The organism is Actinomadura xylanilytica, from assembly GCF_030283145.1.
Taxonomy (GTDB): domain Bacteria; phylum Actinomycetota; class Actinomycetes; order Streptosporangiales; family Streptosporangiaceae; genus Spirillospora; species Spirillospora xylanilytica.
The window spans coordinates 1,003,757-1,029,027 of the sequence record NZ_JASNWE010000002.1; the positions used below are offsets into that span (position 1 = coordinate 1,003,757).

General features: G+C 69.9%; 28 protein-coding genes. 12 read left to right on the top strand and 16 right to left on the bottom strand.

Features of this window, described 5'->3' with window-relative positions:
- Positions 1 to 208: 208 nt before the first annotated feature.
- Positions 209 to 1,201 (top strand): WD40 repeat domain-containing protein, encoded by a 993-nt coding sequence (locus tag QP090_RS15825; RefSeq protein ID WP_285939621.1) that lies wholly within the window; start codon positions 209 to 211, stop codon positions 1,199 to 1,201.
- A 144-nt stretch (positions 1,202 to 1,345) separates the two neighbouring features.
- The gene (locus tag QP090_RS15830; protein ID WP_285939622.1) at positions 1,346 to 1,492 is read left to right on the top strand and encodes a hypothetical protein; all 147 of its coding nucleotides are present in this window, start codon (positions 1,346 to 1,348) and stop codon (positions 1,490 to 1,492) included.
- A gap of 71 nt (positions 1,493 to 1,563) precedes the next feature.
- On the opposite strand, the gene QP090_RS15835 is transcribed toward QP090_RS15830, so the two are convergent.
- The 3 genes from QP090_RS15835 to QP090_RS15845 all read right to left on the bottom strand — a co-directional run bounded on the left by QP090_RS15835 (position 1,564) and on the right by QP090_RS15845 (position 4,073).
- Entirely contained in the window at positions 1,564 to 2,172 is a 609-nt protein-coding gene (locus tag QP090_RS15835) for a hypothetical protein (RefSeq protein WP_285939623.1), read from the bottom strand.
- A 114-nt stretch (positions 2,173 to 2,286) separates the two neighbouring features.
- Entirely contained in the window at positions 2,287 to 2,931 is a 645-nt protein-coding gene (locus QP090_RS15840; RefSeq protein ID WP_285939624.1) for a response regulator transcription factor, read from the bottom strand.
- Complete coding sequence (locus QP090_RS15845; protein WP_285939625.1) at positions 2,919 to 4,073, bottom strand: sensor histidine kinase; 1,155 nt, start codon at positions 4,071 to 4,073, stop codon at positions 2,919 to 2,921. Before QP090_RS15845 ends, QP090_RS15840 begins: the two co-directional genes overlap by 13 nt.
- A gap of 211 nt (positions 4,074 to 4,284) precedes the next feature.
- Between QP090_RS15845 and QP090_RS15850 the strand changes: the two genes are divergently transcribed.
- Complete coding sequence (locus QP090_RS15850) at positions 4,285 to 5,412, top strand: serine hydrolase domain-containing protein (RefSeq protein ID WP_285939626.1); 1,128 nt, start codon at positions 4,285 to 4,287, stop codon at positions 5,410 to 5,412.
- 154 nt (positions 5,413 to 5,566) lie between these two features.
- Entirely contained in the window at positions 5,567 to 6,322 is a 756-nt protein-coding gene (locus tag QP090_RS15855; protein ID WP_285939627.1) for a DUF6928 family protein, read from the top strand.
- Here QP090_RS15855 and QP090_RS15860 read toward each other — a convergent pair.
- The 5 genes from QP090_RS15860 to QP090_RS15880 form a co-directional block, all read right to left on the bottom strand.
- Positions 6,296 to 6,457 carry an NUDIX hydrolase gene (locus QP090_RS15860; protein WP_285939628.1) on the bottom strand — a complete coding sequence of 54 codons (162 nt, stop codon included), beginning with the start codon at positions 6,455 to 6,457 and terminating at the stop codon, positions 6,296 to 6,298. The two genes, QP090_RS15855 and QP090_RS15860, sit on opposite strands and share 27 nt — an antisense overlap.
- An 88-nt stretch (positions 6,458 to 6,545) precedes the next feature.
- Positions 6,546 to 7,187, bottom strand: coding sequence for a GNAT family N-acetyltransferase (locus QP090_RS15865; protein WP_285939629.1), 642 nt, complete (start codon positions 7,185 to 7,187; stop codon positions 6,546 to 6,548).
- Positions 7,184 to 8,224: a TY-Chap domain-containing protein gene (locus QP090_RS15870; RefSeq protein WP_285939630.1), complete on the bottom strand. Its 1,041-nt coding sequence runs from the start codon at positions 8,222 to 8,224 to the stop codon at positions 7,184 to 7,186. Before QP090_RS15870 ends, QP090_RS15865 begins: the two co-directional genes overlap by 4 nt.
- A gap of 166 nt (positions 8,225 to 8,390) precedes the next feature.
- The gene (locus QP090_RS15875; protein ID WP_285939631.1) at positions 8,391 to 8,918 is read right to left on the bottom strand and encodes a DUF6939 family protein; all 528 of its coding nucleotides are present in this window, start codon (positions 8,916 to 8,918) and stop codon (positions 8,391 to 8,393) included.
- 224 nt (positions 8,919 to 9,142) lie between these two features.
- A complete protein-coding gene (locus tag QP090_RS15880; RefSeq protein WP_285939632.1) occupies positions 9,143 to 9,646 on the bottom strand; it encodes a hypothetical protein in 504 nt (167 codons plus the stop codon).
- A 283-nt stretch (positions 9,647 to 9,929) separates the two neighbouring features.
- Between QP090_RS15880 and QP090_RS15885 the strand changes: the two genes are divergently transcribed.
- The 3 genes from QP090_RS15885 to QP090_RS15895 all read left to right on the top strand — a co-directional run bounded on the left by QP090_RS15885 (position 9,930) and on the right by QP090_RS15895 (position 11,635).
- A complete protein-coding gene (locus tag QP090_RS15885) occupies positions 9,930 to 10,403 on the top strand; it encodes a carboxymuconolactone decarboxylase family protein (protein WP_285939633.1) in 474 nt (157 codons plus the stop codon).
- Between the two features lie 120 nt (positions 10,404 to 10,523).
- Positions 10,524 to 11,105 carry a suppressor of fused domain protein gene (locus QP090_RS15890; protein WP_285939634.1) on the top strand — a complete coding sequence of 194 codons (582 nt, stop codon included), beginning with the start codon at positions 10,524 to 10,526 and terminating at the stop codon, positions 11,103 to 11,105.
- A 56-nt stretch (positions 11,106 to 11,161) separates the two neighbouring features.
- Positions 11,162 to 11,635, top strand: coding sequence for a GNAT family N-acetyltransferase (locus QP090_RS15895; RefSeq protein ID WP_285939635.1), 474 nt, complete (start codon positions 11,162 to 11,164; stop codon positions 11,633 to 11,635).
- A 26-nt stretch (positions 11,636 to 11,661) separates the two neighbouring features.
- On the opposite strand, the gene QP090_RS15900 is transcribed toward QP090_RS15895, so the two are convergent.
- Positions 11,662 to 13,197, bottom strand: a complete 1,536-nt coding sequence (locus QP090_RS15900; protein WP_285939636.1) for an SMI1/KNR4 family protein — start codon at positions 13,195 to 13,197, stop codon at positions 11,662 to 11,664.
- A gap of 96 nt (positions 13,198 to 13,293) precedes the next feature.
- Positions 13,294 to 14,001, bottom strand: coding sequence for a spermidine synthase family protein (locus tag QP090_RS15905; RefSeq protein WP_285939637.1), 708 nt, complete (start codon positions 13,999 to 14,001; stop codon positions 13,294 to 13,296).
- Positions 14,002 to 14,147: 146 nt separating this feature from the next.
- Here QP090_RS15905 and QP090_RS15910 point away from each other — a divergent pair, with 146 nt between their 5' ends.
- A complete protein-coding gene (locus QP090_RS15910; RefSeq protein WP_285939638.1) occupies positions 14,148 to 14,720 on the top strand; it encodes a dihydrofolate reductase family protein in 573 nt (190 codons plus the stop codon).
- 9 nt (positions 14,721 to 14,729) lie between these two features.
- On the opposite strand, the gene QP090_RS15915 is transcribed toward QP090_RS15910, so the two are convergent.
- Positions 14,730 to 15,371: a GNAT family N-acetyltransferase gene (locus QP090_RS15915; protein WP_285939639.1), complete on the bottom strand. Its 642-nt coding sequence runs from the start codon at positions 15,369 to 15,371 to the stop codon at positions 14,730 to 14,732.
- Between the two features lie 62 nt (positions 15,372 to 15,433).
- Here QP090_RS15915 and QP090_RS15920 point away from each other — a divergent pair, with 62 nt between their 5' ends.
- Complete coding sequence (locus QP090_RS15920) at positions 15,434 to 15,910, top strand: macro domain-containing protein (protein ID WP_285939640.1); 477 nt, start codon at positions 15,434 to 15,436, stop codon at positions 15,908 to 15,910.
- A 47-nt stretch (positions 15,911 to 15,957) separates the two neighbouring features.
- Here QP090_RS15920 and QP090_RS15925 read toward each other — a convergent pair whose 3' ends face one another.
- The 4 genes from QP090_RS15925 to QP090_RS15940 all read right to left on the bottom strand — a co-directional run bounded on the left by QP090_RS15925 (position 15,958) and on the right by QP090_RS15940 (position 19,948).
- Positions 15,958 to 16,635: a response regulator transcription factor gene (locus tag QP090_RS15925; RefSeq protein WP_285939641.1), complete on the bottom strand. Its 678-nt coding sequence runs from the start codon at positions 16,633 to 16,635 to the stop codon at positions 15,958 to 15,960.
- Positions 16,636 to 16,725: 90 nt separating this feature from the next.
- The gene (locus QP090_RS15930) at positions 16,726 to 17,214 is read right to left on the bottom strand and encodes a hypothetical protein (RefSeq protein ID WP_285939642.1); all 489 of its coding nucleotides are present in this window, start codon (positions 17,212 to 17,214) and stop codon (positions 16,726 to 16,728) included.
- A 61-nt stretch (positions 17,215 to 17,275) separates the two neighbouring features.
- A complete protein-coding gene (gene recQ / locus QP090_RS15935) occupies positions 17,276 to 19,117 on the bottom strand; it encodes a DNA helicase RecQ (protein WP_285939643.1) in 1,842 nt (613 codons plus the stop codon).
- Between the two features lie 171 nt (positions 19,118 to 19,288).
- The gene (locus tag QP090_RS15940; protein ID WP_285939644.1) at positions 19,289 to 19,948 is read right to left on the bottom strand and encodes an HAD family hydrolase; all 660 of its coding nucleotides are present in this window, start codon (positions 19,946 to 19,948) and stop codon (positions 19,289 to 19,291) included.
- Between the two features lie 199 nt (positions 19,949 to 20,147).
- Here QP090_RS15940 and QP090_RS15945 point away from each other — a divergent pair, with 199 nt between their 5' ends.
- The 3 genes from QP090_RS15945 to QP090_RS15955 all read left to right on the top strand — a co-directional run bounded on the left by QP090_RS15945 (position 20,148) and on the right by QP090_RS15955 (position 22,296).
- Entirely contained in the window at positions 20,148 to 20,654 is a 507-nt protein-coding gene (locus QP090_RS15945; RefSeq protein WP_285939645.1) for a hypothetical protein, read from the top strand.
- Positions 20,655 to 20,688: 34 nt separating this feature from the next.
- Positions 20,689 to 21,840, top strand: a complete 1,152-nt coding sequence (locus QP090_RS15950; protein WP_285939646.1) for an FAD-dependent oxidoreductase — start codon at positions 20,689 to 20,691, stop codon at positions 21,838 to 21,840.
- A 72-nt stretch (positions 21,841 to 21,912) separates the two neighbouring features.
- On the top strand, positions 21,913 to 22,296 hold the full coding sequence (locus tag QP090_RS15955) for a phage holin family protein (RefSeq protein ID WP_285939647.1): 384 nt from the start codon (positions 21,913 to 21,915) through the stop codon (positions 22,294 to 22,296).
- Positions 22,297 to 22,374: 78 nt separating this feature from the next.
- On the opposite strand, the gene QP090_RS15960 is transcribed toward QP090_RS15955, so the two are convergent.
- Positions 22,375 to 25,152, bottom strand: a complete 2,778-nt coding sequence (locus QP090_RS15960; RefSeq protein WP_285939648.1) for a hypothetical protein — start codon at positions 25,150 to 25,152, stop codon at positions 22,375 to 22,377.
- Positions 25,153 to 25,271: the final 119 nt, after the last annotated feature.

Here is a 25,271-nt window from a genome sequence, read left to right on the forward strand (position 1 = left end):
TGACCGGCTTTGCAAACCGGTGGTCGAGGTGGCTCCTTGGGAGCCACAGTGGGAGCCACACGGACGGATGATCTCGAACCGCGGTGGACGGGTTCGGGACCCGGGACCTCGGTCGATCTTGGCCGTTATGGTCACCGGAGCTTGATCGTCGGCGGGCGCCGGCCGGCTCAGCGATCGGCGTGTTGGCAACGACCCTGGGGAGCGGGCCGTGATCGAAGTTCTGGAACCACGTCGCACGATCAAGGTAGAGCGGGCGCACATCCCCGAGGCGCGTGCGGTTCTCCCTGATGGGGATACCTGCGTGGTCGTCGACGGCTATGGCCGGCTGTTCACCGTGTCGCTGTCGACCGGCGAGCAGGTCACAGGCGGACGCGGGCGCCCCGGGGGGATCGATCTGACGTCGTTGACGCCGGATGGTGGGCTGATGGCCACCACGAGGCGCGCCTTCGGGGACCACGGCATCCGGATCTTGGACACGGCCGACTGGAGGGTGGTGACGGAGCTGCCCGGGCACGCCTGCCCGATCCAGGCCATCTCGGCGGCTGGTCAGGTCGTGGTCACGGCGGCCAGGGACGGCACACGGGTGTGGGATCTGGTCACCGGCTCTTGCAGGTTCGTGCTGCCGGGCACCGAAGAGGTGAAGTGGATCGCGGTGGCCCCCGACCAACGCCGGTTGGTCACGATGGCCTGGGATCGTTCGGTCGTGGTGTGGGACCTGCACCAAGGCACACCGATCCGGACGCTGCGGGACGCCGACCGCGAGGTTCCCGCCCTGAGGTCGCCCGCAAGTGACCGCGGGGTCTGGATCCGAACCGTGCTGGTGGACTCCGCACGCGATCGCGTGCTGGCGGCCGACGGCCACCTCTGCGCGGGCGGTCTTGAGGGCGATTGCCGCCTTGCGCGCTGGGGATCGCTACCGCGGCGCGAAGGAGTGACCATGATTCCGGGCAAGGACCTGGTGCACACCTGCCTGGCAGCGGTGAACCCGGCGGACGGGACGGTCGCCGTCGACTACGGCGGACGCGCATTCATCCTGGATCAGGGCGGGCGACCTCTCGCGGTGATGGGACCGGAGCCAGGGCCGGGCTGGATACCGATGAGCACGATGACCTTCGCCCCGGACGGCCGACTGGTGTCCTCCCTTCCCGGCGCCTTCGCGGCCGTGGAGGTGTGGCCGGCGCTCTCAGAACTCACCGGATAGGACAGCCGCACCGGCCGGCGAGACCACTTCGGAGCGCTCCGACCCGCAGCCGGGGAACACCCTGAGAACGAGAGAACAGTCTTCACCAGCCGGACCAGCACATCCGTGATCAGACGAAGCAGCCCTCACCACGTGCATGCTCGCGTGCGGTTCAAGCGATTGGACGCCTCCGGCGGGACCAACGGACTTGTCGAGATTGTGCAGGAACTGAGCGAGATCGACCCCGTGGCGCATGTAAGGCAGAACGCGAAGACCTTGCTGGAGGGAATCCGCCTCCACGGTGCCGAGTGACATGAGCGGGTATGAATTCTCGTGGGAGTTGCATAGGGGACTCCCATGCGGGCCGTAAGATATCCGCCGGATCAATCGGCCAGTTCGTGAGCGCGGATATTGATCGCCGTTTCCAGGCGGTCCAACTTGGTCAAGTTTCGCTTAGCCTGGACCAGTCCAAGAGTCATGAGGACAAACAACATCCCCACAAGCCACCAGTAGTTGGCGGATGAGTTCAGTGCGTTCACGAAACTATACATTATGCCGAATCCGAGGATCAGTGGGAGGGAGACCAGTGATCTTTGGTTCTGTCTTTGCCTGCGCTCTATGAGAGCGAGCATCGGATGGTCCAAGATCCGATCTGGCGGAAGTTCGCCGGTCCGGGACGCTCGCGCCATCTTCAGCATTTCGGCTTTCTGGATGCCGCCGGTCGCATCCGCATCCCTGCGCCGCATTACAGCCATCCACCACGTCATAATGCCGGCGAAGGAAAGGCTCCCGAACATCGCCATCAAGAGCACAGCGGAAGTAGGGGCGTCTGTGAAGAGCAGAGAAGCGCCTCCAGTCAGAGGACCAAAGAGCATAAAATACAGGAAGTAGGCCCACAGTGGGCCTGACTGGATTCGGTCTCTCCAGCTTGGCGTCTGCATGTTCTGCTCCAGGAAGCCTTCGACAGCGGCGCTATAGCCCAAAAACAGCACGAACCCAGGCAGTGTGCCATATTGATCACCGCCATGGTTCGCGCTGCGTCACGCCGGGGCGCGCCCGGTGTTCGTGGGCACGGGGCCGGACTGGGCGCCCCTCGCCGGGCGTCCTTACCGGCTGCTGAGGTAGGTGAGGACGGCGAGGACGCGGCGATGGCCGCTGTCGGCCGGCGAGAGGCCGAGCTTGGCGAAGATGTTGCCGATGTGTTTGTGGACGGCGTTCTCGGTGATGACGAGCCGGGCCGCGAGTGTGGCGTTGTCCTTTCCTTCGGCCATCAGGGCGAGCACTTGGCATTCGCGTGCTGTGAGGCCGGCGATCGGGTCGCGGGCGTGACGGGTGAGGAGTTGCGCGATCACCTCGGGGTCCATGACGGTGCCGCCGGCGGCGACCTGCCGCAGGGCGTCGATGAACTCGCTCACCCGGCTCACCCGGTCCTTGAGGAGGTAGCCGACGCCGCCGCGTCTGTCGGAGATCAGTTCGCCGGCATACTGCTGCTCGACGTACTGGGAGAGTACGAGCACTGGCAGGCCGGGGTACTGGCGGCGGACGTGGAGGGCGGCGTGGATGCCCTCGTCGCGGAACGTCGGCGGCAGCCGTACGTCGACGATGGTGATGTCGGGTCGGTGTTCGGTGACGGCGGTGATGAAGCCGGGGGCGTCCTGGGCGATCGCGGCGACGTCGAAGCCCTTGCTGGTCAGCAGGAGTTCCAGCCCGCTGGAAAGCAGGACGTTGTCCTCGGCGATCACGACCCGCACGGCAGGCTCACGGTGATCGTGGTCGGGCCGCCGGCGGGGCTGTGAACGCGGACGGTGCCGTCGAGCGCCAGGACGCGGTGGCGGATTCCGGCGATGCCGGTGCCCAGCGTCTCGTCGGCGCCGCCGATCCCGTCATCGGTGACCTCGACCGACAGCCGGTCACCGGCGCGTGCGACGCGGACGGTGGTCCGGGTGGCCCGGCTGTGCTTGGCGGCGTTGGTGAGCGCCTCGGCGATCGTGAAGTAGGCCACGGCCTCGACCGCGGCGGGAACGGTCCCGAGGTCGCCGATCTCAAGCCTCGGGGCGATCGCCGATTGGGTCCCGAGTGCCGCCAGCGCTCCGGCGAGGCCGCGGTCGGCGAGGATCGGCGGGTAGATGGTCCGGATCACCTCTCGAAGCTCTGCCATGGCCTCCTCGGTACCCTCGTGCGCCTCCCGCAGGAGTCTGGCCACCGTCTCAGGGACCTCGTCCAGTGACTCACGGACCGTGCCCAGCCGCATCGCGATGGCCACGAGCCGGGCTTGGGTGCCGTCGTGCAGGTCGCGTTCGATCCGGCGGAGTTCCGCCCCGTGCGCGTTCATGGCGCCGGACCGCGTCTCGGTCAGGGTGTCCACACGCTGTGCCAACCGCTCCGCAGCCGTGGGGGACAGCAACGCGACACAGATCCGGGCGTGGAGGCGCGCCAGTGGCGGAACCATCCAGTAGGTCAGCGCCGCGAACACGAGGAAGTTGATCGTCCCCAAGGTCAATGCCGTGCCCCATCCGGACAGCGGCACGCCGGTGAAGAGGAAGCGCAGGCGCGTGTCGGCGGGAAACGCCCACCACAAGGGCACCGTGATGGCTGTGGCCACCGCGTTGCCGGCGGACAGCAGCACGACGAGCCCGAACGTCAGACTGGTCACGATGCTTGCGCACAGCCACCCGAGCACGCGCCACATACCGACACGGACGGGACCAGAACGCGGAGAAAGCAGCAACCGGTCTGCGCGGCGACGGTGCCGGGACGCCCAGGCGCGGGCCATCATCGGGACGATCAGCACGGGCAGCGCGAACAGGGCTGCCGCAGTGGTGAACAGGCTTCCCAGCAGATAGCCCAGGCCGCGCCACATCGCTGAAAGCCGACCGGCCCCTTGGTGATTCATCTGCACGAGTCTGGGCCACGGCGATCGGGCCTGACACTACAGCCCACCACCCCTTTTTCCCACTGGTGAGTGGTATCGTCCGCTTCCCCCGGCCGGACCTAGCGTCAACGCCATGACGAGTTCACCGATACGTTCACCCCGGCGGCGCGGCCGATCCATCCGACGGAACCTGGCCCTGGCCGCCATCGTGGCCGGCACCCTCTCTGCCGGCGTGCCCGCCGCGAGCGCCGCCGGACACCACGACGACCGGGCCGGGCTTCGGCGCAACGCCGCCGCGCTCACCGCGCTCGGCGCGACGGGCGTCCAGGCCCGCTTGAGCGGCCCTGACGGCCGGAACCAGATCGCCACCAGCGGCGTCGCCGACCTGACGACCCGGCGGCAGGTCTCTCCGGACGGCTACTTCCGGATCGCCAGCGTCACCAAGACGTTCGTGGCCACCGTGATCCTGCAACTGGTCGGCGACGGGGAACTCTCCCTGGACGACACGGTCGAGCGATGGCTTCCCGGCGTGGTGTCCGGGAACGGCAACGATGGCCGCGCGATCACTGTCCGCCAACTGCTCCAGCACACCAGCGGCATCCACGACGACTACCCGGACTACACCTCGGCGGAGGACTTCTACCAGCACCGATACGACACCTACACGGCCGAGCAGACCGTCGCGCGGGCGATGCGCCACCGTCCGGACTTCCGGCCCGGCAAGGACTGGAGCTACTCCAACACCGGCTACGCCCTGCTCGGCATGGTCATCCAGCGGGTCACCGGGCACCCCTGGCATGAGCAGGTACGTGATCGGATCGCCCGGCCGCTCGGCCTCGAGCACACCTTCTGGCCGGGTACTTCGCCCACGCTGCCCCAGCCGCACGCCAAGACCTACCAGAGGTTCCAGCGCGGCGAACCACTCGTGGACGTCACCGAGCAGGCCGGCCTGGTCAACAACGGAGAGGCCGGACTCGTCTCCACCACCGCCGATCTCAACCGGTTCTTCCGCACCCTGCTCGGTGGCCGACTCCTGCCCTCGACGCAGCTGGCGCAGATGAAGCACACCATTCCCGTCGGCAAGGAGTTCGAACCGCTCATGCCGGGCGCCCGGGACGGGCTGGGGCTCTTCTCCCGCCCGCTGTCGTGCGGCGGCACGTACTGGGGTCATGAGGGCGGTGATTCTGGCTGGATCAGCGCCGCCGGTGTCACCGCCGACGGCCGGCGCAGCGTCACGCTCTCGATGTCGGGTGTGCAGGCCGAATCGGCGGACCACGTCCTGCGCGTGACACAGGCCGAGAGCAAGCTGGTCGACGACGCGCTGTGCGCGACCCCGAACGCCGGCCACACGCGACGTTGAGATGGTCGGAGTCCGGAGTTGATGCGTGTCGCTCACAGCTCGACCATCACGGGACGGTCTTGAGTGCCGGTCGCCGCCACTTCAGCACTGCTCGGACTGTCCCAGCGGACCGATACGCTCTCCGCCGCCGCGGATATGGAACAAGGAGCGGGATATGGGCGCCAAGACTGGGCTACTGGTATACGCCGACAGGGATATCAAGGAGGCCCTTCGTGCGGCATCCGTAGCGGATCCGGAGCAGACCGCGGTCCTGATCGAGGACCTCTATCCCGGTTGGGCGGTCCGAGAGGCCGAACCGTCATCTCTTGGCGACGGTTGTTACCCGCGCTACGGGACGACCTACGCCGCGAGGCTTCCGGGAGTCGACATCATCTGCGACCAGCGGGTGATGTCCGACCGCCCTTCGCAGCTCGCGCCCCATCTGGTCGAGGCGAGCATAGGGCGCAGGCTGGTCCTGCACGCGATGCACAGCGTCGTCGACTGGCTGGCCTTCGCCGTGTGGGAGGACGGACATCTGATCCGTTCACTCAGCCTGTCCCCCGACAGCGGGGTCATGGAGAACATCGGCGAGCCGCTTCCCTTCGAAGCGGCCTACTGGGCCGGGGAACATCCGGTCCCGCACGATCCTGACTGGTCGGACGAGCCGTACCCGCTGCCGTTCCACCCCCTGGACCTCGGCGAAGATGCGCTGCGCGCGCTGTTGGGCTTCATCCTGGAGGGCATGCCCGAGCCGGACGACGCCGACCCGAACGATGTCGGACTCCTCGGATTCCGGCTCACCGATCCATCCGACCCGGACGAGGTGTCCGAGCGCGATGCCACCATCAACGAAGCCGTCCGGACCATGGGGCCGCCACGACTTTTCACGTTCGCCCCTGACGGCTCACCGACCGAGATCGACAGCCTCTGAGCAGCGCTGCTGTCCTGTGCCAGGGATCTGAATCCCGACTTCTTCGTAGCTGTGGTCGGTGTGCCGGAAGACCAGCGACCGTCCGTCCCGAGCGATGTAGCACAGCACTTTGTCTTTGATGGTCTTGTCTGTCATCGTTTCCCCTCCCTTCGAGAGTTGAGCCTTGCCGCGGGGAGGGCGAGGGCGTCGGGATAGATGGCTGCGTGCGTGTGGGCGCCTCACATTAGAGGCCGAAGTGCGGAAGGCATAGTTCGAGGCCGCCGATCTGAACGGAAACGGTTCGGTGTTGCTGCCAGCGGTCGCGGTCGAGTTTGAATCGCTGCTCGTAGCCGAGGGTGTCGCGCACTCGAGTGCGGACCATCCCGTTGGGTTGGTATCCGAGCTTTCTGGAGACTGTGTTGGAGGCGGTGTTGTCGCTTAACGCCGCGGTGACCGCGGATTCGGCGCCGAGCCCGGAGAAGGCCAGTTCTAGTGCGGCGGCCCGCATCTCGGTGCCGATGCCCTGGCTCTGGTAGCGCTGCCCCAGCCAAGAGCCGGTGCCAACTTCACGCAGGATCATGAAGTCTCTAGCGATGATGCCTTGCACTCCGACGATGTGGTCGTCGAGGAAGACCCCGAGTTGCAGGTTCCAGTCCTGGGGAGTCCAGTTGGCCATCTGCCTCCAGTGGAACTGCATGAGGCCCCGGGCTCGCTCGGCGGGCGGTTGGTCTGTCCACGGGACGGCGAACGGCATCTGGTCCGGGTCGTGGACGCCCTCTGTGGACAGTTGGGCGAGCGCGTCAAGTTCTTCGATCGTGGGGAGTCGTAACTCCAGCCGTGGCGTGCGCACCCGTAGTTGGAACAACGGCCAGTGGGTCACGGTCATCTTGTTCCTTGTTCGGCGGCCTGGACACCCAGCTCTTTGGCGACATGCTCTGGGTCGCCTTTGTCGGCGCCATTGCGGAAGGCCTCAACCGTGAGCTCCGACGGGTCGCGGATGCCGAGTGCCTGTAGCGCCTTTATCGCCTGTTCGGCCAGCGGGCCGGTGTCCGCCCAGATCACGGGTTCACCGAGTGTCCAGTCAGCGAAGTCCGGTGCGTGGCCTTTAGGCCTCCAGCCGATCTCGTACATCTGTCGTGCCCGGTCGGTCATGGCCTTTCCCGGCTCCGGGAGATCGGCTGGGTCGAGTTCCGGGTCGATGGCGCTGGTGACCACACACCCGCGGAAATCAGTCATGAACTGCACTCCCGAATCCGCTGCGGTCAGGATCACGGCGGCATCGGTCGGGAGGGTCAGTAGTACCCAGTCAAGCCGTCGTCGAAGGTCCTCCCAGTCGGTACATTGTTCGGCAGCCCCAAACGTCGTGGGGCGCGCATCACGGCTCCTTAGCATGTGCGGCACGTCGAGTGGGCCGCTCTCGCCCCATGACCAGCACCGCAGTCGCTCTGCCGGCACATTCAGCACCTCGCGGAGCGCGCTGAGGACGGCCTCGCCGCAACTGGTGAGGAATGCCTCGTCTTCGTACCATTTCCACTCCAAGGACCATGTAGGGGAAATCGGGGAAGTTCCGGTGACTGTCAGGCTCCAGCCCAATGAACCGAGCCGCTCCTGCTGGACGTCTGAAAGTTCGCGCGCTTCAAATATTTCTGCCACGACATAATCATCCATGAACCTGCTCAAGATGATATATGTCCGGGTTGTTGGGTCGCCCAGTCTGATCCGATCACCGTCTGAATTCGTGTCGTCCAGAAAATGGACCAGCCATGAAGCCGACCCGGCCGGTGCGAAAGAGTACGGCTGGGCGAGAACATCCCAAATAGCATCCGGGGTATCGCCGATTTCATTCACGTGGTGCTCCAACCCGACCTTGCGTTCAAGGCCAGTTCGCGCCGCAGCTCCGGCGCGTTCTCGTGTTCTCTTCATTGGTCCACTCCATCGCCATGCATCCAATCGGAACCTACGGGCGCGCGGGAGGGCTGTGCGGCAGATCGGTGGACAGGGCTGGACGGGCGTGGGCCTTGTTCGTCAGGAACAGCTTCGCTGCCGAACCCGGGCGGTGCGCTCAGGTCGTTGGCCGAGTGCGCACAGGTCAGGACTCTCGGATGTGTTGCGCGATGAGGGCCGCGTGTGAAAGCGGCGTCGAAAGGTCCGCCACATCGCCGTTGATCGTGTAGTCGAGCAGTACAACGGTTCGGTGCTCGCTGAGTTCGCGAAGCTCGGCGACGAGTTCGGGGGCTCGGTGATCGGACATCCAGCGATAGGTCGGGAGATAGACCAGGCGCCTGGCCTGCTCGTAGCCGAGCAGACGGCCGCCAAGCCGGTGGCCGAGCGGCGGACCGAGTCGTCGGACCGTTCGCTTGAGCCCCTTCATCGTCGTGACGTCCAGCTTGGTGAAGTCCTCCTGCTCGTCGGCGAACACCTTCAACGCCTGCCAGACGCCTTCGACGGACTGTGAGGTTCGATCCGGATGGCCGGGCACCGGGATGCCGCCGTGTGGGTAGAACGGGCTGAGCCGGACCCAGGGCTCTGCTCCCCGCGAAGTCACATCGAGGATCAGCGCATCAGGGAAGTCCCGGCCGAGGGTGGTGCGGCGACGGCTCGCGACGTGTAGAGGCATGGGGAGAATCTGTCACGTGGGTCTGACAGTTCAGCTCGAAGTGAGAATTACGTCGCCTGAGCGGCGCCGTCCGTCGCCTGTGTGCTCGCCACCAACCCGACCGACATGCCCTCATGACCGCCGACAGCACACCGGCCAGCCCCCTCGCCCACATCCAACTCGCCGGGCCCGTCCGCCTGCGACGGCGCCCGGCATAGCGGCCAAGCTGCCGCGCGGTTGCTGGGTCAAGCCCCGCGACCGCTCCGGCGCAGGCTTCGAACGGCCGAGATGACTCCGAGAACAGTCATGACGAGCGCAGTTGAGACGGCGGCGTACCACCCTGATGACGGGCTGAACTCCGACCGTGCAATATCCAAGACCAGGTCACCGGTCGCCGTAAGCTTCTCGTTCGCGCTCTGCAAGGTAAACCAGAAGAAGACCAGTACGCCGCTTACAGCGAGGCCGCCGGCACCTGCCAGCACCGCGGCCCGCTGGTCTACGAACAGCGCCAGCACTGCCGCAAGGATGCCGACTGCGGCACACCCGATGACGAGTACCGAAGTCGTGGTCGGATCGGCCTGCCCGAACTCGGAAGCCTGCTTGTACGGGGCCATGGACATCCCGAGCACCTCATGGGTCCAGACACCCCATGTGGTGACCAGCGAGGTCACGACCAAAGCGCCTCCCGCCAGGACGGTGCCGACGTTGAGCATCAGATCAACCGGTCGGTGTATCGCCTTGGGAGCCATCTGCCACCCCAACCATTAGGAACATGAATCAGCGTCGTCCCATCGCTGCTGAGCCTGAAGTTCTGTTGTCGTGGTGGGTCCATGGGTGATGAGTGTCGCATTGCGAACGGTCCGGGCGGTCAAGGGCGGCAGTGGCACCTCACAACCTGGAGTCGCTGCGCGGGACGGTGTCGTGCGGTTGGAGGCTCTGGGGGCGCGGGGCGCTCATGCTCGTCTGGCTGTCACATTCTGCCGGGCTGCTCCGTCAGTGAGGGGTAGCAGCCAACACGGCAAGGAGATCACCATGGACATCCGTCTCGACTACTTCGGCAACTCCGCCACGGCCAAGTACATGAAGTACCTCCAATCGGCGGGCAAGGTCCTGTTGGACTCGACGCTGCCGATCGCGACGCAGCACCTGGTGGAGATCCGCGCCAGCCAGATCAACGGCTGCGGCTTCTGCCTCGACATGCACACCAAGGAGGCCGCGCACGCTGGGGAGACCTCGCTGCGCCTCAACCTGGTGGCGGCCTGGCGTGAGGCCACGGTCTTCACCGAGGCCGAGCGGGCCGCCCTGGAACTGACCGAGCAGGGCACCCGCCTCGCCGACGCCGCCGGCGGTGTCACCGACGAGGCCTGGGCCGATGCCGCCAAGCACCACGACGAGGACCAGCTCGCCGCCCTGGTGTCCCTTATCGCCCTCATCAACACCTGGAACCGGCTGAACGTCATCACCCGGCAGCCCGCCGGCGGATACGAGCCCGGTCAGTGGGCGTGACCGGCTGCCCCAACCGTCGCTGAACTCGACCTTCCACCTGGTCGGTCCAGCGGCCCGTCCTCCTTGGGCTCAAGGAGGACGGGCCGCCGGAACGTCGGCGCTGGATGTGATCATCTGGGGATGAACCTGATCGATCATCTTGAGGACCGCCTCGGACGCATCATGCACGGATGGAGCCGCCACCCGAACGGCCGTCCCATGCCGTTCAAGGTGGCCGAGTGCGGCGGGGGCAGGCTCCCCGGCATCAACACCTACGTCACGGTCGGGCTGAGCGAGACGCACCTCCCGTCCCGCGTCTCGGACAAGGGCGTCCACCAGGAACTGATGATCGCCGTGCCGGCCGAGCTGGCGGACGGGCCGTATCCGGTGATCCTTCAAGAGATCGGGCTGGATCTGATCCGGGAGGAGACGGCCCTCCTGCGCGGCGATGTGGTCGGGCCTTTCGGCCCGATGGCGGAGGGCAGCGGGCTGGAGTCGTTCTACGCCTCGATTCCCGTTCACCACGATGACGGCTTCGCCGAGGTGGAGCCGGGGGCGGACGGGCGGGAGTTTCCGATCGTCCTCACCTGGCTGATCCCGATCAGCCGATCGGAATCCGATTTCGTGTCCCGGCATGGATGGGACGATTTCGAATCCGAGATGGAGAAGCAGGATCCCGACCTCTTCGACCTCCACCGCGCAGATCTGGTGCTGAAGCCCTGAAGGGGTGCGGTCTGCGGGCTTCCATCGGCTTCCGGGGGCACCGGTAGCGTGCATCCATGGATGTGACGATCACCCCTGAACCCCTCCTCGGCGCCGATGCCAGAGCCTTGATCGCCCAGCTCGACGCCGAGCTGGCCGACCGCTACCACGACCCGGAGGACATCCACATCGAGCTGGCGGACGAGGAGGTCGCGGGCGGGCGCGGCACCTTCCTGGTCGCCCGGCTGGACGGGGAGCCGGTCGGCCGCGCGGCCCTCCGAACGCTCGATCCGTCCACGGGTGAGATCAAGTGCGTGTACGTCGCGCCGTCCGCCCGCGGTGCCCGCGTCGGTTCCCGGCTCCTGGCCGAACTGGAAGGACGCGCCGTCCGGCTTGGCCTGGAGCGTCTCGTCCTGGAGACCGGACCGCGCCAGCCGGAGGCGCTGCGTCTCTACGAGCGCGCCGGATTCGTCCGCATCCCGTGCTTCGGCGAGTACGCGGGTGCCAGCGTCTGCATGGGCAAGGAGCTCGGGGGCTCACGGCGCGCATGAAGCGCAGGTTCTCGCGACGCCGCAGGTCAACGGGGGTAGGAGCCTGCGTATGTGCGGGGAGGGGCATCGAGGAGGCTGGTCTTCCAGGCGGTCCGGCCCGCGTCCAGGCGGGTGGACTCCTTGATGGCCAGGACGTCGACCTCAAGGCCGTCCAGCTCGTCCCATTGGTCGAGGCGGAGGCAGAGGTAGCTGAGACTTTCCAGGTCGGCGATGGCCCGGATGTTCTCCACGGGGGCGCTGGAGATGTCGAGGGCCCAGAGCCCGGGGAACTCCCGCAGGGGCGCGAGGTCGACGGCCGTCTGGGAGAAGAGGGTCAGGGAGCGGAGGCTTCGCCGGCCGGTCAGCGGGCGCAGGTCGATCGACGGCGCTTCGAGGGTGAGGATCTCCAACGGGACGCCGAGCAGCGGCGCCAGGTCGACCTCGGCCGGGGCCGACAGCTCCACCGCGCGGAGGGCGGGCATCTCGCGGACGAAGCCCAGGTCGTCCAGCCCGGTCGCGCTGATCTTCTGGACCAGCGGGCGTGGTCCGGGGGAGGGGGCCTCGCTCAGGTTCAGGATGGCGTCGTCCTCAGCCTCCAGGTGGCTTGGCAGCTCGTCCTCGTACCTCAGGTCGCCGCGCTCGTAGGTGTGGTCGCCGCGTTCGAGCGCCTCCACCAGCCGGCGCACCAGGGTGGTGACGGAGTCGGCGATGTACACCGGACCATGCGCGTGGTGGGTGCCGATGGAGATGACCTGCCCCGGGCGCCCGGCCGGCCCGGGGTCCATGTCGACGGCGTAGAAGTCGCCGCCGGTGCTGTGCGCGAACGGGATCCAGCCCGGACGCATGATCGACCGGCGTACGGCCCCGGCGGGAACGGGGTCGAGCAGGATCCTGCGGTGCTGGTCGTACTCCCACTCGCGCGAGATCATGGCCCACTCGTCGTCGTGGTCGGCGAGCTCGCCGGCGGTCAGCCAGCCGTACCGGAAGAGCAGCCCGAGGTCGTCGTCGCCGTCGCAGACGCGGTACAGGGCGCGCAGGTCGGCGGGGAGTGGGAACCCGAGCTCCTCCTCCGCCGCGTCGAGGTCCTCCTCATCGGCGGGAGGGGGAAGTTCCTCCTCGGTCCCGATGATCTCCGCGCGCTTCCGCAGGTACTCGCGGAACAGCCGCACGGCCTCCTCCGGATCGCCCGCGGGGGCCGGGGCGGCGGGGCCGTCCTGCTCGTCGCCCGGCTCGGCCGGAACCGCGTCGGGATCGAGGAGGTACAAGGTGGGGCCGTGCTCGTCCCCGCCGACGGTGGCCGTGAACCGGCCCTCGGGCGCGACCTCGAGTGTGATCCTCAGCTTCCCGCCGGAGGCCCCGGCCAGCCGGCGCACCTTGCCGGGGACGTCGGTGAGGTCCAGCTTGCGGCCCTTGCGGGTCGCGCCCTCGGGCATGGCGTACGACAAGGTCATGGGCCCCTGGCCGTCGTCGCCGACGTCGTGCCGCAGCCGCGCCCCCACCCACCCTTCGGGCGCCGCTCCGGCCACGGCCGCGGCCATCTCGCTCAGCAGGGCGGAGGTCTCGGACCCGGATCTGTCAGCCATGCCGGGCAACCTAGTCCCCCCCACCGACATTCGGAGCGGAGATGCCGGGGGAAAGATGCGGGACGGAGCCTCCGGCGGCGGGCTTGAGGTGCTCGCTCAGGCGGCGGGGGTCCTGGCGGTGTAGACGGTGTTGGCCGCCGAGATCGCGTGGAGCGGATTGGGGACGTCCACGGTGTGGGTCCGGACATCGCTGAAGACACCGGACAGGACCTTGGTGAACTCCGCGTCCGGCGGGTCGTTCGACCAAAGGGCGAAGGTGCCGCCGGGGTGCAGATGTTCGGCCAGGGCCGTGAGGCCGTTCGCTTCGTAGAGGGACGCGTGGCTCGGGTGCAGGACGTGGCGCGGTGAATGGTCGATGTCGAGCAGGATGGCGTGGAAGCGGCCGGTGAATTCGGGGGCGGGGGTGGCCAGCGAGAAGAAGTCGGCCTTGACGAGCCGGCATTTCGGGTCCGCGGACAGGCGTTCCCCGAGTGGGACGAGCTTCCGCTCATGCCACTCGATCACTTCGGCGAGCGTGTCGAGCACGACCAGGGAGCGCACCCGGGGATCGTCCAGCGCCGTGTGGGCGGTGTAACCGAGTCCGAGGCCGCCGACCAGGACGTCCAGGCCGGTTCCGGGGGTGGCCGCCAGGCCGATGCGGGCGAGTTCGACCTCACCGGCCGTGAACAGGCTCGACATGAGGAAGTCGTCGTCGAGCTTGACCTCGTACACGTCGACGTCCAGGGCGGGATCGCGCCGCCGGCGCAGGCTGATCGCCCCCATCGGGGTCTGCCGCCAGTCGAGTTCCTCGAACCGTGCGCTCATCGTCTCTTTCCCTCGCGTCGTGCTCCCAGAGACACCGGCTGCGTCACCCGTCCGGGCAGGGTATCTCCCGATGAGGGGCGGCAGGCCGGTGAGTTCGCGGAGTGCCGCCGGTCTCTATCGGTACGACCGGATCAGAGGAGCGCATCATGGGCAGGATCGTGTCGAACTTCTTCATCTCGCTCGACGGTGTCGTCGAGTCCCCGGACAAGTGGCACTTCCCCTACTTCAACGACGAGATGGGGTCGGCGGTGGGCCGGGGGATGGTGTCGGCCGAGGCCTTCTTGATGGGACGGGTGCTGTACGACGAGTGGTCGGCGTACTGGCCGGGACGCGGCGAGGGGGTGCCCGGCGAGCCGCAGGAGACGGCCGACGCGTTCGCCTCGTTCATCAACAACGTGCCCAAATACGTGGTGTCGAGCACGCTCGAGGAGGCGACGTGGAGCAACACGACGCTCGTCTCGGGCGACGTCGCCGGGCGGCTGCGCGAGGTCAGGGACCGGACGGAGGGCGACATCGCCATGTCCGGGAGCGCCACGCTCGTCCGGTGGCTGCTGGCCAACGGCCTCCTCGACGAGCTCGCCCTGATGATCCATCCGATCGCCGTCGGTCATGGCCAGAGGCTGTTCGAGGACGTCCCGACGCAGCCGCTGAGGCTCGTCCGCGAGGAGAGGTTCGAGACCGGCGTGCTCAACGTGGCCTACGCCCCCGTGGCGGGCTGAGGTTCGCGGTCACAGTCCGAACTGCGGCAGGCACGGTTCGAGGCCGTCGATCTCGACGGGCACGGTGCGGTGCGCCTCCCAGGCGTCCCGGTCGAGGGCGAAGTGCTGCTTGTACCGGAGGGTGCCGCCGACGACCGTCCGGACGAGCCCGTTCCGCCGATAGCCGATCTTGTTCGACACGGTGATCGACGCCGGGTTGTCGGTCATCGCCGCGGTGACCGCGGACTCGGCGTTCAGGCCGGCGAACGCCAGGTGCACGGCGGCGGCGCGCATCTCGGTGCCGATCCCCTGCCCCTGGTGGCGCAGGCCCAGCCAGGAGCCGGTCTCGACCTCGCGCATGATCGGGAAGGCGCGGCCGGTCAGGCTCTGCGATCCGACGACCGTTCCGTCGAGGAGGATGACGAGCGGGAGGGTCCAGTCCTGCGGGGTCCATTCGCCGAGCGTCCGCCAGTGGAACTGCATGACGGAGCGGGCCCGGCCGGCGGGCGGCTGGTCGGTCCACGGCACGGCGAACGGCATCGTGCCGGGTTGGTGGATCCCCTGGGCCGACAGCTCGGCGAGCTCGTCGAGTTCGTCGGGGGTGGGGAGCCGCAGTTCCAGCCGCGGCGTCCTGACGCGTAGGCCGTGCAACGGCCAATGGGTGACCTTCATCTCACGATTGTCGGGAGGGGAGCGCGACGTGTCATCCGCTTTTCGGCGGCTAGAGTGCGCGGGTGGCCGAGATCCGATATGTGCGGGGCGACGCGACGAGTCCGCAGGCCAAGGGCGTCAAGATCATCGCGCATGTGTGCAACGACCTCGGCGGCTGGGGCAAGGGATTCGTGCTCGCCGTGTCGCGGCGCTGGCCCGAGCCCGAGGCCGATTACCGGGCCTGGCACCGTGCCCGGGCGCGCAACGACTTCGGTCTCGGCGCGGCCCGGTTCGTCCAGGTGGAGCCGTACGTGTGGGTGGCCAACATGATCGGCCAGCACGGGATGAAGGCCGGCAGCAAGGGGCCGCCGATCCGGTACGAGGCGCTCGACCGGTGCCTGGAGGTGCTCGGGCGGAAGGCCGCCGAGCTGGAGGCCACCGTCCACATGCCGCGGATCGGGTGCGGGCTCGCGGGCGGCAGGTGGGCGCGGGTGGAGCCGCTCATCGAACGGCGGCTGGTCGAGCCGGGCATCGCGGTCACCGTCTACACCGTCGATTGACGCGGGCGGCACGGCCGGGAGCCCGGTGGGCGGCCGGGGGTTCAGCGTCATGGATGCAGGGTGTAGCCCACGCCGCGGCGCGTGTGGATCAGCGGTTCGCCGAGCGGGTCGAGCTTGCGCCGCAGATAGCTGATGTAGGTCTCGACGACCTGCGGGTTGCCCTCGCCGTTGCCCCAGACGCTCTCCAGGATCTGCGGGCGGCTCAGCACCCGGCCCGAGTTGCGCATCAGGCAGGCCAGGAGCCGGAACTCGGTCGGCGACAGGTCGAGGTCGGCGCCCGCGCGCCGGACGGTCCGGCGGGTCGCGTCGAGCTCGAGGTCGGAGACGCGCAGGACGCCGTCGTCCGCGGGCGGCGCCGCGCGGGGCAGCACCGCGCGCACCCGGGCCAGCAGCGCCTCGATCGAGACGGGTTTGGTGACGTGGCCGTCGCCCCCGAGGGTGAGGCCGGTGACGGTGTTGGACGGGATGTCCCGCGCGGTCAGGAAGATCACGGGGACCCGGTCGCCGTCCGCCCAGAGCCGGCGGCACACCTCGAAGCCGTCCATGCCGGGCAGCAGCACGTCGAGCAGTACCAGGTCGGGCGGCCTCAGCCGGGCCTCGTGCAGGGCCTCCTCACCGGTGCCGACGGCCACCGCGTCGAAGCCGTGGGAGCGCAGCGCGACGGCGATCAGATCACGGATGTCGGCCTCGTCGTCCACGACGAGGACCCGCAGACTCTCGCTCATGGGCTCCCGCAGTTCGGTCCGGTCCCCGACGGTATCTGCCCGGACACCGGCCGCCCCACCCCCGCCACGGCGGGGACGACGGACCCGTGGTCACTTCTTGGGCATCCGGATGATCTTGACGGTGCGGGTGTCCCCGGAGCGGTCTCCGACGACGACGACCTGAGCGCCGTTCACCAGGTCCGACAGGGCCGACTTCCTCCCCTGCGCGCGGATCTTGGAGCCCGCGTCGGTGGTCCACCGCCAGGACGTCCCGTCGGCACTGCGGACGGTGACGGCCGCGCCGGAGCGTCCGGTGATCTGGCCGCGCTGCCACGTCATCACGTGGAAGCCGTCCTTGCGTCGCACGGTCGTCTCACCGTGGACGCCGCGGAGTCCGGCGGCGCCCGGGTGCCCGCGGTGCCGCCGGCCGTTCTTGCCCTGGTGCTCGTGCCCGCCCTTGCCCTGGTGCTTCCTTGCGGAGGTGGAGGGGGAGGCGGACGGGGACGGGTCCGCGGCGGCCGGGACGGCGATGTACAGGGCGACCCCGAGGACACCGGCCGCTCCGACGCCCGCCGCGACGGTCTTTCGAGTGAGCTTCATCGGGCCAGCAAACCAGTCGCCGCCGGGAGGAATCCACCCCAGGGCCAGAGAACGCCTCGATTCACTCGGAGGCGGCGAGAACCTCCAGGACGCCGTCGCCGTACTTGGCCAGCTTGTTCTCGCCGACGCCGCTGATCTTGCCCAGGCCGGCCAGCGAGGACGGCAGGGCGGTGGCGATCTCGCGCAGCGTCGCGTCGTGGAAGATCACGTACGCGGGGACGCCCTGCTCCTTGGCGGTGGCGGCGCGCCAGCCGCGCAGCCGCTCGAAGATCGGCATCGCCGCGGCGGGCAGGTCGACGGGCGCCTTGCGGTCCTTGGCGGTCTTGGCCGCCTTCGTCGCGGCCCGCTCGGGCTCGCGCCGCATCATGACCCGGCGGTCGCCGCGCAGCACCTCGGCGCTCGCGTCGGTCAGCACCAGTGCGCCGTAGTTGCTCTCGACGGCCATCAGGCCCTGGGCCAGGAGCTGCCGGACGACGCCGCGCCATTCGACGTCGCGCAGGTCGGTGCCGATGCCGAAGACGGTCAGCGCGTCATGGTCGAACTGGATGACCTTGGCGTTCTTCTTGCCGAGCAGGATGTCGACGATGTGCCCGGCGCCGAACTTCTGGCGCCGTTCGCGGTCGAGCCGGAAGACGGTGGACAGCACCTTCTGCGCGGGGACCGTGCCGTCCCACGTCTCGGGCGGCGCGATGCAGGTGTCGCAGTTGCCGCACGGGTCGCCGGACTGGCCGAAGTAGTTGAGGAGCTGGACGCGGCGGCACTCGACCGTCTCGCAGAGCGCCAGCATCGAGTCGAGGTGCAGGCTCTGCCGGCGGCGGTGCGCGGCGTCGCCCTCGCCGCCCTCGATCATCTTGCGCAGGTTGACGACGTCCTGGAGCCCGTAGGCGAGCCAGGCGGTGGACGGCTGGCCGTCACGTCCGGCGCGTCCGGTCTCCTGGTAGTAGCCCTCGACCGACTTGGGCAGGTCGAGGTGCGCGACGAACCGGACGTCGGGCTTGTCGATGCCCATCCCGAACGCGATCGTCGCGACCACCACCAGGCCGTCCTCGCGCAGGAACCGGGCCTGGTTGGCCGCGCGGACCCGCGCGTCGAGACCCGCGTGGTAGGGGACGGCCTCGATGCCGTTCTCGGTGAGGAACGCGGCGTTCTTCTCGACCGAGTTGCGCGACAGGCAGTAGACGATGCCCGCGTCGCCGGCGTGCTCGGTGCGCAGGAGCTGGAGGAGCTGCCGCTTCGCGTCGCTCTTGGGCTCGATGCGGTACTGGATGTTGGGCCGGTCGAAGCTCGCCACGAAGTGGCGCGCGTCCTCCAGGTTGAGCCGGGACGCGATCTCCTCGCGGGTGGCCTGGGTGGCGGTCGCGGTCAGCGCGATCCGGGGGACGTCGGGCCAGCGCTCGTGCAGCCCCGACAGCATCAGGTAGTCGGGCCGGAAGTCGTGCCCCCACTGCGACACGCAGTGCGCCTCGTCGATCGCGAACAGCGCGATCGTGCCGCGGTCGAGCAGCTCCAGCGTCGCCGGGACGCGCAGCCGCTCGGGCGCCAGGTAGAGCAGGTCGAGCTCGCCGGAGGCGAACTCGGCCTCGACGAGCCGGCGCTCGTCGTAGTCCTGGGTGGAGTTGAGGAACCCGGCCCGGACGCCGAGGGCGCGCAGCGCGTCGACCTGGTCCTGCATCAGCGCGATGAGCGGCGAGATGACGACGCCGACGCCCTTCCGCACGAGTGCGGGGATCTGGTAGCACAGCGACTTGCCGCCACCGGTCGGCATCAGGACCAGCGCGTCCCGGCCGGAGACCACCTGCTCGATGATCTCGGCCTGGCCGTCCCGGAACGCGTCGTAGCCGAACACGCGCCGCAGCGTCTCCAGCGCCTCGCTCGGCTCGGCGCCGATTTCAGGGGAAGCCATCGCTCCATCCTATGAGCGCCCGTGCCCTCGGACGTTCCAAAGCGACCACTCCGCCCCAAGGGCCCCATGAACCCGGACCTGGACGTCTCCCGGATCACCAGGCCCCGGGGGCCGGGGCCTGGGGCCCGGGGGCCCGGGAGCCGGGAAGGGCGTGTCCGGCGTCGGGAGGGGTCAGGCGAACTGCCCGCTGATCGTTTCGAGGGTGATGGCGTCGAGGCCCTCGGCCACCAGGGCGGCGAGCGCGAGCGCGTCCGGCGCGGGCGGGTAGCGGGGGTGCGGCACCGCGATGACCCGCATCCCGGCGGCGTGGGCGGAGCGGAGCCCGTTGCTGGAGTCCTCGATCGCGACGCAGTCGGTGGCGGGGACGCCGAGCCGGCCGGCCACCGCGAGGTAGCCGTCGGGGGCGGGCTTGCCCCGGTCGACCTCCTCGGTCGACACGGTGGCGTGGAACAGCGAGTCCAGCCCGATCCGGCCGAGCACCAGGTCGATCAGGGCGCGGGGGGACGAGCTGGACAGGCCGAGCGGCGCGGCCTCGGCCAGCCGCCGCACGGCCTGCGCGGCGCCGGGCATCAGCGGGACGCCGAGCGCGTACCGCTGGGTCATCCGGTCGACCACGCCGTAGGCGACCTCGTCGGTGGTGAGGCCGCCGATGAGGTCAGTGGCGAGGTACTCCGCCCATTCCAGGGTGCTCATCCCCATCAGCCGCTCCTGGGTGTCACGCCGCCACTGCCCGCCGTGGTCGGCGACGTAGGCGCGGCGCACCTCCTCCCACACCGGCTCGGAGTCGATCAGGACCCCGTCGAGGTCGAACACGATGGCCTGCGTGGACATGGCGGCTCCCGGGGCTGGTCGTTCGGACGTCGGGAACGATCACTACCCAGCGCGCCCGATCCGGAACCCCCCGTACAGGATGGATGAACGCCCACTGACCTGCATATATACGACGAAAGGGGCAATTTGCGCCGGAGGTCTGGCATGGTGGTGCTGCTCCGCCCCCGCCTCCGGAAGTCACTGGAGAGGAGATCCGCCCATGATGTTCCTTGGATTGATCCTGATCGCGGCGGCCGTCGTGCTCGGTGCCGGTGTCGCCCTCGACAGCACGGGCCCCGCGAAGCTGGTCGCCTTCGGCGAGACCGTGCCCGGGGTGACCGCCCAATGGCAGGTGTTCTTCGCCGGCGCCGCGGTGGCCGTGGTATTCGTCGTCGGCATGATGATGGTGTTCGCCGGCCTGGGCCGCCTGCTGCGGTCCCGCCGCGACCTGCGCTACCTCCGCGAGGAGCACGAGGAGTCGCTCACCACGCTGGAGATGGAGAAGCGCCGGCTCCAGCGCGAGCTGGCCCGCGTCCGCCGCGACGGCGGCCCCGCCGCTCAGAACCCGGCTTCGGCCCCCACCCCCGCTCCCGCCCCCGTCCCGGGCCCGGCCCCCGCACGGGCGCCGCAGGCCCAGGCCACCCGTCCGGCACCGCCGGAGCCCGCGCGTTCCGGCCCGCGCTCCCAGGTCTCCGCCGCCTCTTCGTTCTTCGACCGGACCGACTGAACCCCCGCCCGTACGATGAGGGCGCGGAGGTCACATGAGAGTGCTCGTCATCGGGGCCGGTGTCGGTGGCCTCGCCACGGCTCAGGGACTGCTCGACCACGGGCACGAGGTTCGCGTCTTCGAGAAGGCCCCGGCGCTCAGGACCACCGGCGCCGCGTTCACCCTGTGGAGCAACGGGACGGGCATCCTCGGCGAGCTCGGCGTGTCCCTCGACCGGCTCGGCGGGCCCGTCGACGTGCTGGAACAGCGCTCGTCCGACGGCCGCAGGCTGCTGACGATCGAGGTCGCGCGGGCCGCCCGGCACTTCGGCCACCCGCACGTGTCGCTGCCCCGGCGGCGGCTGCTCGAACGCCTCGCGGGCGGCCTCCCGGGCGGTACGGTCGCGTTCGGCCGCGACTGCACGGCCATCGGCCAGGAGGACGGGCACGCGTGGGCCGGGTTCGGCGGGACGACCGTCACCGGCGACGTCCTGGTCGGCGCCGACGGGCACCACTCGATCGTCCGCGAGACGCTCTGGGGCGCGGGCCTCGCCCGTCCCAGCGGATGGGCCACCTGGCAGGGACTCGGCGAGGTGCCCGTCGGGGTCGCCTCGTCCCGCACCGGCCTGATGATCGTGGGCCGGGAGGGGCTGTGCGGGCTGATGCCGGCGGGCGACGGCCTGCTCCAGTGGTGGTTCGACCTGCGCTGGACGCCCGGCGAACCGGTCCCCGCCTCCCCCATCGCCGACCTGCGCCGCCGGTTCGGGCACTGGGCGTCGCCCGTGCCCGAGGTCCTCGCCGCGGTGGACGAAGCCGACGCCGCGTTCTTCCCGCACCATCGGCACCGGGTGCCGCGCACCTGGGGCGAGGGCCGGATCACGCTCGCCGGCGACGCCGCCCACACCATGCCGCCGACCGTCGCGCAGGGCGCCAACCAGGCCCTCGAAGACGCCTGGGCCCTGGTCGACGCGCTCAAGGACCTGGGCGTGCGGGACGTGCCGGGCGCGCTGCGCCGGTACGAGCGGACCCGCTCCCGCCGCGCCGCCCTGGTCTCGCGGGTGGCGGGCACCGAGTACACCAACCGCTACCGGCCGAGGCTGAGCCGCCTCGCGCCCGACGCCCTGGTCTCCCGCGCCTACACGCGATGGCTCGGGCTGGTCAGCGGCTACCTCCCGGGGAGCGCGACGAGCCGCCCTGGTACCCGATGATGAGGCCGGGGCCGCGGAATATCGCCGTACGGGGGGATGAACCGGCACGGTCCCACCCAGCATGCTCGTGGTGTGCGGATTCTTCTCAAGGTGGGAATCACGGCGGTCGCCCTCTGGGTCGCCACCGTGCTGTTCTCCGACATCAAGATCGAGGGCGATGACAACGGCCGGCGGGCGCTGACCCTGATCGGCGTCGCGGTCATCTTCGGCCTCGTCAACGCCGTCATCAAGCCGATCGTCAAGACGCTGGGCTGCGCGTTCTACGTCGTCACCCTGGGCCTGATCGGCCTCGTGGTGAACGCCCTGCTGCTGTTGCTGACCAGCGAGATCGCGGGCCGCCTCGACCTGCCGTTCCACGTCGGCGGCTTCTGGGCCGCGTTCTGGGGCGCGATCGTCGTGGGCCTGGTGAGCTGGGTGCTTCACCTGGTCCTGGGCGGAAAGGACGACGACGACTGACCGGAAGGGTCAGCGCCGCGGTGTCCACCCCGCCGGCCGTCCGCCCCCCCGACCCCCGCCTGAGGCCGCGCCCCCTGATCACCTGATCAGGCCGGGCGCGGCCTCGGCGGTGCGTCCGAACGGGCTCCCCGCGACCCGGGCGGCGGCCTCGTCCCCCGGGTCGAACGCCGCCAGCACCTCGGCGTGCTCCGGATACGCGGGCGGGACGGGGCCGCGGGCGCCGATCAGCACCCAGCCGCGCGCCCGCACCGCGCCGATGAGGAACCCGGCGTCGGTGATCTCGCCGGCGCCCGCCACGATCAGCACGTCGAACTCGGCGGGCGGCCTGGCCGCCCCGATGCCCACCGGGGTGCCGACGACGAGGTCAGCTGCGCGGAGCAGGACCTCCCCGGTCGAGTCGCCCGCCTCATGCCCGGTCTCGGCGGCCTCCAGATACCCGGTGAGCTGCTCGATCCGGGTCATCGCCCGCTCCTGGTGGGTGGTCAGCAGCCCCGGCTCGCCGGCCGGATCGGTGCCGCAGATCTCCCGGACGTTGTCCCGCGAACGCGACTCCGCCTCCTGAAGGGTCTCCAGCTCGGCCGAACGGGCCGCCAGCTCCTCCGCGGAACCGGTGCGCCGCCGCTCCAGCTCCGTGCGGGCCTCCGCCATCTGCGCGCTCGCCGCCCCGGCCTCCGCCCGTTCGCGCTCCGCCTCCACCAGCGCCTCCTCGCGCGCGGCGCGGACCGCGGCCAGCCGCTCCTCGATCGCCCGCGCCGCCTGCTGCGCGACCCGCGCCTCCAGGCCGGTCTCGGTGGCGTGGTCGACGGCCTCGGCGGCCTTCCGCGCCTGCCCCTGATGCTCGGCGGCGGCACTCTCCCGTTCGGCCGCCAGCCGGACGAGCTCCTCGCCGAGCCGCCGCTGCGTCTCCCGCGCCGCGTCCATCCGGGCACCGCCCTCGTTGATGAACGCGGTGATCCCGGCATGCGTGCCCCGGGCCGCCTGCGCCGCCTCCTTGGCCACCTTCGCGCGGCCCGCCGCCTCGTCCGCCTCGCGGGTACGGGCCCGCACCTCGGCGCGCAGATCCTTCAGGTCGGCGGGCGAGGGTGCGACGTGCAGGCGCTGCCCCAGCGACATCTTCCGCCTGCGCGCCGCCAGCGCCGACTCCGCGGTGACGAGCCGGTAGTAGCTGGTGTGGCCTTCGGCGGACGCGTCCGAGTCGGCCGCTGCCAGCCGCTCGGCCTCCTCGGCCGCCGCGGGCAGTTCCTCGCGCGCCCGCGCGAGGTCCGCGGTGAGGGACTGCTCCAACTGCTGTGCGGCCTGCCGCTCCGCGTGTCCACGGGTGCCCCGCTCGTCCAGGTCGACGACCCGCGCGTGCGCGGTGTCGGCGCTGCGGGTCAGCTCACCGGCCTCGGCCGCCGCCGCGTCCGCGATCGCCTGAAGCCGTTCCGCCTCGGCCAGCGGACCGGCCAGCTCGGCGGCGGCCTCCGCCAGCTCCTCCGCGAGCCGTTCGCTTTCCGCCTCCGCCCCCGCGGCGGCCTGCTCGGACTCGATGACGGTGCCCTTGAGGCCCTCGATCCGCGCCTCCAGCGCCGCGATCTCGGCGTCCAGCTCCTCGCGCCGCCGCGCGTGCGCCTCGCGGAACCCCTCCAGCGCCGCGACGTCCCGGGGCCACTGCTCGAGCCACAGCAGCCCGCGCTGCAACAGCCGCCCCTCGGTCTGCCACGCCCGCCGCCACGCCTCCCCGACCGGCCGCACGGACGCCCCACGAGTCCACGCCTCGGGAGGCTCATGGACGCGGGGGGCGTCGTCCACGTCCTCGCGCGTGTCCTCGTCGTCGTCCGCGATCTCGGGCAGAGTCTCGGGCCTGGTCATCACGGACGCCGAGTCGGGCCGCGTCTCGACCTCGACCTCGACCTCGGCCTCCGCGGGCTCGGTCGGGGGCTTCAGGGACTTGAACTCGACCGTCCCGTTGGAGCCGATCTCCGGAAGCGCCTCGGTCTCGGCCTCCACGAAGGGCAAGGCCGTGGTCTCGGACTCTCCGGCATCCTCGGGCTCCACAGGGGGCAGCGCCGCGGTCCGCTCGGACGGTCCGTGCCCCGGAACGGCCAGCGCCTCGACGATCAGGGGGAAGATCCCGGCGTCGTCGTCCACGACGTCCCGGAGCAGTGTCTCGGCCCTCTCCGCCGTGGGCGCCAGCAGCAGCGCGCGTTCCCCACCGGCCAGCAGCCGCTCGACGACCTCCCGGACCATGGCCGACTCGGAACCGTCCTCGGGCACTCCGAGCAACCGGACCCGCGTCCCGGCGGCCCCCTCCAGCGATTCCGGATCGACCAGCAGCCGCGCGAGATCCTCCCACTCGCCGTAGACGTCCTCGGCCCGGAACGAGCGCAGCGCCGAGACATGAGCCGTCCAGCCGACCGCCGGAACGTCCTCGGACTCAGACGCCTCCCGCAGTTGCTCGTTCAGCCGCTCGTACACCTCGGTCAGAGGGCCGTACACGGCCTCGACCCGCTCCCGCAGCGCCGCAGCGCCATCGTCGTCCGCATCGGGGATCGAGGGCGGGCCGACGGCGTCGTCGACCTCCTCGTCGTCCTCAACCTCGTCGTCGTCCTCGTCCTCGGACGGGGCGGGGTCGTCTTCCTCCTGCGGGGCCGGCACGCCGGCGCCGATGCTGTCGGGCATGGTCTCTTCGGCCAGGTCATCGACGATCGCGGTGCCGTCGGGGATGGTCTCCTCCGCCCCCACCGACGACGTCCCGGCCGTGGACTCGTCGCCGACGGTGCCACTGTCGCCGGTGGTCGTCTCGGCCTCCGGGACGCGCGGAGACGGCGGGGGGCCGTCCTCGCCCGACCTGCTGGTCTCTGCTGGCTGGTCCACCGACGCCATCCCGTTCCGATCGCTCAGGGGCCATATCTCCCCTTCTGCCCAGGACTAACGTCTCACATCGTCTCGGCGGGTGGACGATCATGGGCACCGTCGCCCGGCGGGGGCGCCCC